This is a genomic window from Streptomyces sp. NPDC060198, from assembly GCF_042728415.1.
In the GTDB taxonomy this organism is placed as follows: Bacteria; Actinomycetota; Actinomycetes; order Streptomycetales; family Streptomycetaceae; genus Streptomyces.
Genome location: NZ_JBHWZJ010000491.1, coordinates 1 through 4398, shown reverse-complemented (window position 1 = coordinate 4398; position 4398 = coordinate 1). Strand labels below are relative to the sequence as shown.

Below are 4398 nucleotides of genomic sequence, written 5' to 3'. Positions count from 1 at the left end.
CCCGTGGCGGTGGTGATGGATATCGCGCGGGACGACACTATTTAGCGGCGCGCGCACCCCCGCCCCCCGGCCCCCCCCCCCCCCCGCCCCCCGGCCCGCGCGCGGTCCGGGGGCCTCCCCCTGTGCGTTTCGCACCTTTTGCCCCTGTACCGCCTAGGCTCCTGCCATGACTTCCGTGACGCCCCGCATCCTCGATCTCGACCGTGAGCAGCTCGCCGCCCTGCGCGGGCGGAAGCTGACCGCTTCGGTGGCCGCCGCCGAGGGGCGGACGATGGTGGCGGAGGTGTTCGCGGACCGGGCGGTGCTCTCCGCCCACCCCGGTGACAACGGCGTGCACAACGCCGAGTTGATGGCGGCCTTCGGCGCGGACATCGTGGTGCTGAACCTGATCGAACGCGCCTGGGACGGGGAGCGCCTGGTGCTGCCGGGGCTCGGTTCCTTCACGTCGGTCGCGGAGCTGGCGAAGTGTCTCGGGCGGCCGGTCGGGATCAATCTGGAGCCGGGGGACGTGCCGGAGATCCGGCGGGCGAAGCCGGAGTTCGCGAGGCGGCTGGTGGGGATGGGGGCGGCGCTGCTCTGTCTGACGGCGAATCCGGGGACCGGAGGCTCGTACGAGGGGCTGGCGCGGGTGACCGAGGAGCTGCGCAACGGCCTCGGCGACGAGGTGGCGCTCTGGAGCGGCAAGATGCATCACGCGGGCCGTCCGGAGCGGCTGACGGCGGCGCGGCTGACGGCACTGGTGGACGCCGGGGCGGACGGGGTGGTGCTGCCGCTGCCGGGGACGATGCCGGGGGTCACGAAGGAGCTGGCGGCCGAGGCGGTGGCCGCGGTGCAGGACGCGGGGGCGGTGGTGATGGGGGCGATCGGTACGAGCCAGGAGGGCGCGCACACGGACGTGGTGCCCCAGCTGGCCCTGAACGCCAAGGAGATCGGGGTGGATGCCCATCACATCGGGGACGCGTTCCTGCCGGGGATGGGTGATCCGGAGCTGTTGTACGCGTATTCCGTGGCGGTCCGCGGGCGCCGGCACACCTGGAACCGGATGGCGCTGGGCGGTCGGGGCCGCAGAGCCTGACCCCGGGTGGTGGCCGGGCGGGGTCAGGGCCGCTCAGATTTCGTAGACGGCGCCCGGTACGGCGAGTTCGACCGGGCCGGCGTAGACCTCGCGGGCGTCCTCGATGTTGCGTTCGGCATCGGTCCACGGCGGGATGTGGGTGAGTACGAGCCGTCCGGCGCGGGCGCGGGCGGCGCACTCCCCGGCTTCCCGGCCGTTGAGGTGGAGGTCTGGAATGTCCTCCTTGCCGTGGATGAACGATGCTTCGCAGAGGAAGAGGTCGGCGTCCTCGGCGAGTTCGTCCAGGGCGTCGCAGGCTCCGGTGTCACCGGAGTAGGCGAGGGAGCGGCCGCCGTGCTCGATGCGGATGCCGAAGGTGTCCACGGGGTGACAGAGCTTCTCGGTACGGACGGTGAAGGGGCCGATCTCGAACCAGCCGGCTTTGAGCGTGCGGAAGTCGAAGACCTCGCCCATGGCGTGTTCGGAGGGGGTGTCGGCGTGGGCCGTGGTCAGCCGGCGCTCGGTGCCCTCGGGGCCGTACACGGGGAGCGCGGCGGGGCGGGTGCCGTTGTTCGGGTAGTAGCGCACCACGAAGTACGCGCACATGTCGATGCAGTGGTCGGCGTGCAGGTGACTGAGGAAGACGGCGTCGAGGTCGTACAGGCCGACGTGGCGCTGGAGCTCGCCGAGGGCACCGTTGCCCATGTCGAGCAGCAGCCGGAAGCCGTCGGCCTCTACGAGGTAGCTCGAGCAGGCCGATCCCGCGGACGGGAAGGAGCCGGAGCAGCCGACGACGGTGAGCTTCATGGAGCGTGAACCTCCGAGACGTGGCGGCGGTGCGGCGGATGGGGTTCGGGGTTGCGGTCCGTCGAGCGTAAGGCGCGAATCTCCTGGTCGCTCCTTTGCGGCCTGCCGTTGTGGGGGAACTCACCTGTGCTGTCACCGGTTCGATGGAAGCCGGGGGGACTTCGGCCGCGCGCCCGTTCGTGCGGGAGGTGGTGGCGGGGGCCTGGGGTGGCGGGTTGGGCGCCGGTACGGTCGGGGGATGGAAACGTACTGGTGGGTGATTCTGGCCGTCCTGGTCGTGCTGGCACTGGTGGCGTCGGTGGTGGACGGCAGGGGCCGGAGCGGTGCGCGGCGCCGGGGCGGCGCGCGGGGTACGGGGCGTCGCCCGGGTGGCCGGACGAGGCCGCCGGGCAGGCCGGCCGGCGGCACGCCGGAGCCGGGGCGGGGCCGCGGGGCGGGCCGGTTGCCGGAGCCGGGCGAGATCTGGTGGGCCGAGGTGCCGTACGAGGACGGGCCGGGGTCGAAGGACCGGCCGTGCCTGGTGCTGTCGGTGCGGAGCGATCGCGCGGTCGTCGCGAAGATCACCAGCAAGCATCACGAGGAGCGGCCGGGGGTGATCGCGCTGCCGGCCGGAACGGTGGACGACGCGCAGGGGCGGCGCAGCTTCCTGGAGACGAACGAGCTGCGGGATGTCGCGGTGGGCGGCTTCCGGCGGCGGGTGGGCCGGGTGGACGCGGAGCTGTGGGGGCGGGTGCGGGGGCTGGGGTAGCGGGCGGGCGGTGTCCGTAGGACCCGGCGGCGCGGCCCGTACCCCCAGACCCCCGGACTCCCGGAATTCTCGGAGCCTCCAGAGGGCCGAAGCCGCCGGCCGTCTGCGCCGCCGAACGCGGAACGCCGACGCCCCGGGGTGTGGGCGTCGGCGTCACGGGCCGGGGGTGCGGGGCGGTCAGGCCCAGAGCTGCCCGTGCAGGGTCTCGATGGCGGCCTCCGTGGTCGGGGCCGTGTAGACGCCGGTCGAGAGGTACTTCCAGCCGCCGTCGGCGACGACGAAGACGATGTCCGCGCTCTCCCCCGCCTTGACGGCCTTCTGGCCGACGCCGATGGCCGCGTGGAGCGCGGCCCCGGTGGAGACACCGGCGAAGATGCCTTCCTGCTGGAGGAGTTCACGGGTACGGGCGACCGCGTCCGCGGAGCCGACCGAGAAGCGGGTGGTCAGCACGGAGGCGTCGTACAGCTCGGGTACGAAGCCCTCGTCGAGGTTGCGGAGTCCGTAGACGATGTCGTCGTAGCGGGGCTCGGCGGCGACGATTCGGACGTCCGGCTTCTGCTCGCGGAGGTACCGGCCGACGCCCATGAGGGTGCCTGTGGTGCCGAGGCCCGCGACGAAGTGCGTGAGGGACGGGAGGTCGGCGAGGATCTCGGGTCCGGTGGTGGCGTAGTGGGCGCCCGCGTTGTCCGGGTTGCCGTACTGGTAGAGCATCACCCAGTCCGGGTGTTCGGCGGAGAGCTCCTTGGCGACCCGGACGGCCGTGTTGGAGCCGCCGGCCGCCGGTGAGGAGACGATCTCGGCTCCCCACATGGCGAGCAGGTCGCGCCGTTCCTGGGACGTGTTCTCCGGCATGACGCAGACGATGCGGTAGCCCTTGAGCTTGGCCGCCATGGCGAGCGAGATGCCGGTGTTTCCGCTGGTCGGCTCCAGGATGGTGCAGCCGGGGCGCAGCCGCCCGTCCTTCTCCGCCTGTTCGACCATGTGGAGCGCGGGGCGGTCCTTGATCGAGCCGGTGGGGTTGCGGTCCTCCAGCTTGGCCCAGATCCGCACGTCGTCGGAGGGCGAGAGCCTCGGGAGGCGCACCAGTGGGGTGTTGCCCACGGCCGCCAGCGCGGAGTCGTACCGCATCAGCGCATGCCGCCGGCGACGGCCGGGAGGATGGTGACGTTGTCGCCGTCGCTGAGCTTGGTCGTGATGCCGTCGAGGAAGCGGACGTCCTCGTCGTTGAGGTAGACGTTCACGAACCGGCGGAGCTGTTCGCCGTCGACGATGCGCGCACGGATGCCGTTGTGCCGGGTCTCCAGGTCGTTGAAGAGGTCGGCGAGGGTCTCACCGCTGCCTTCGACCGCCTTGGCGCCGTCGGTGTAGGTGCGAAGGATGGTGGGGATGCGGACCTCGATGGCCATGGCGTGGGCTCCTGTCGGAAGCGGGGTGGCGTGGCGCGCGTTTCAGCACCCGCGCGGGTGGTGGTACGTGGGGTGGGGCGCTCGGGCCGGTACTCAGGCCGTGGGCCCGGTGGGCAGGCTGCGACCGGGACAGATCGCGCTGGAGAGCCTGCACAGGTCGACGTGCAGCCGCGCGACGAGCAGTGCGCCCGGCGTCATTTCGCTCACGTCATGGGAAACCATGCGGTCATCGTATCGATTCCCGTTCGGGAAACCCGAGTGTGATCTCATATCTCGGAACAAGACCGTTCAGTATGCGGACTTCTGGTGTCGCGCGGCCCGTCCGGCCGGGGCCGCGGGCCGTCCGGCGGCCGCCATGCGGCCCGTCCGGCCCTGTCGTCGGC

At 72.1% G+C, this 4398-nt stretch carries 6 protein-coding genes; 2 read left to right on the top strand and 4 right to left on the bottom strand.

The window, feature by feature from the left end; genetic code table 11:
* Positions 1-166 precede the first annotated feature (166 nt).
* Positions 167-1075 (top strand): hypothetical protein, encoded by a 909-nt coding sequence (locus tag ACFWEP_RS32245; RefSeq protein WP_387375476.1) that lies wholly within the window; start codon positions 167-169, stop codon positions 1073-1075.
* Positions 1076-1108: 33 nt separating this feature from the next.
* Here ACFWEP_RS32245 and ACFWEP_RS32240 read toward each other — a convergent pair whose 3' ends face one another.
* Positions 1109-1861 carry an MBL fold metallo-hydrolase gene (locus tag ACFWEP_RS32240; RefSeq protein ID WP_387375474.1) on the bottom strand — a complete coding sequence of 251 codons (753 nt, stop codon included), beginning with the start codon at positions 1859-1861 and terminating at the stop codon, positions 1109-1111.
* A gap of 238 nt (positions 1862-2099) precedes the next feature.
* Between ACFWEP_RS32240 and ACFWEP_RS32235 the strand changes: the two genes are divergently transcribed.
* On the top strand, positions 2100-2609 hold the full coding sequence (locus tag ACFWEP_RS32235; RefSeq protein ID WP_387375472.1) for a type II toxin-antitoxin system PemK/MazF family toxin: 510 nt from the start codon (positions 2100-2102) through the stop codon (positions 2607-2609).
* A 177-nt stretch (positions 2610-2786) separates the two neighbouring features.
* On the opposite strand, the gene ACFWEP_RS32230 is transcribed toward ACFWEP_RS32235, so the two are convergent.
* The 3 genes from ACFWEP_RS32230 to ACFWEP_RS32220 all read right to left on the bottom strand — a co-directional run bounded on the left by ACFWEP_RS32230 (position 2787) and on the right by ACFWEP_RS32220 (position 4237).
* A complete protein-coding gene (locus ACFWEP_RS32230; RefSeq protein WP_387375470.1) occupies positions 2787-3737 on the bottom strand; it encodes a PLP-dependent cysteine synthase family protein in 951 nt (316 codons plus the stop codon).
* The gene (locus ACFWEP_RS32225) at positions 3737-4015 is read right to left on the bottom strand and encodes a MoaD/ThiS family protein (protein WP_328721452.1); all 279 of its coding nucleotides are present in this window, start codon (positions 4013-4015) and stop codon (positions 3737-3739) included. The genes ACFWEP_RS32230 and ACFWEP_RS32225 overlap by 1 nt, the downstream gene beginning before the upstream one ends.
* Before the next feature lie 93 nt (positions 4016-4108).
* Complete coding sequence (locus ACFWEP_RS32220; RefSeq protein WP_387375468.1) at positions 4109-4237, bottom strand: putative leader peptide; 129 nt, start codon at positions 4235-4237, stop codon at positions 4109-4111.
* Between the last annotated feature and the right edge of the window lie 161 nt (positions 4238-4398).

Coding starts and splice junctions, on each gene's coding strand:
- ACFWEP_RS32245 (WP_387375476.1), top strand. CDS start 167: ATGACTTCCGTGACGCCCCGCATCCTCGATCTCGACCGTGAGCAGCTC.
- ACFWEP_RS32240 (WP_387375474.1), bottom strand. CDS start 1,861: ATGAAGCTCACCGTCGTCGGCTGCTCCGGCTCCTTCCCGTCCGCGGGA.
- ACFWEP_RS32235 (WP_387375472.1), top strand. CDS start 2,100: ATGGAAACGTACTGGTGGGTGATTCTGGCCGTCCTGGTCGTGCTGGCA.
- ACFWEP_RS32230 (WP_387375470.1), bottom strand. CDS start 3,737: ATGCGGTACGACTCCGCGCTGGCGGCCGTGGGCAACACCCCACTGGTG.
- ACFWEP_RS32225 (WP_328721452.1), bottom strand. CDS start 4,015: ATGGCCATCGAGGTCCGCATCCCCACCATCCTTCGCACCTACACCGAC.
- ACFWEP_RS32220 (WP_387375468.1), bottom strand. CDS start 4,237: ATGGTTTCCCATGACGTGAGCGAAATGACGCCGGGCGCACTGCTCGTC.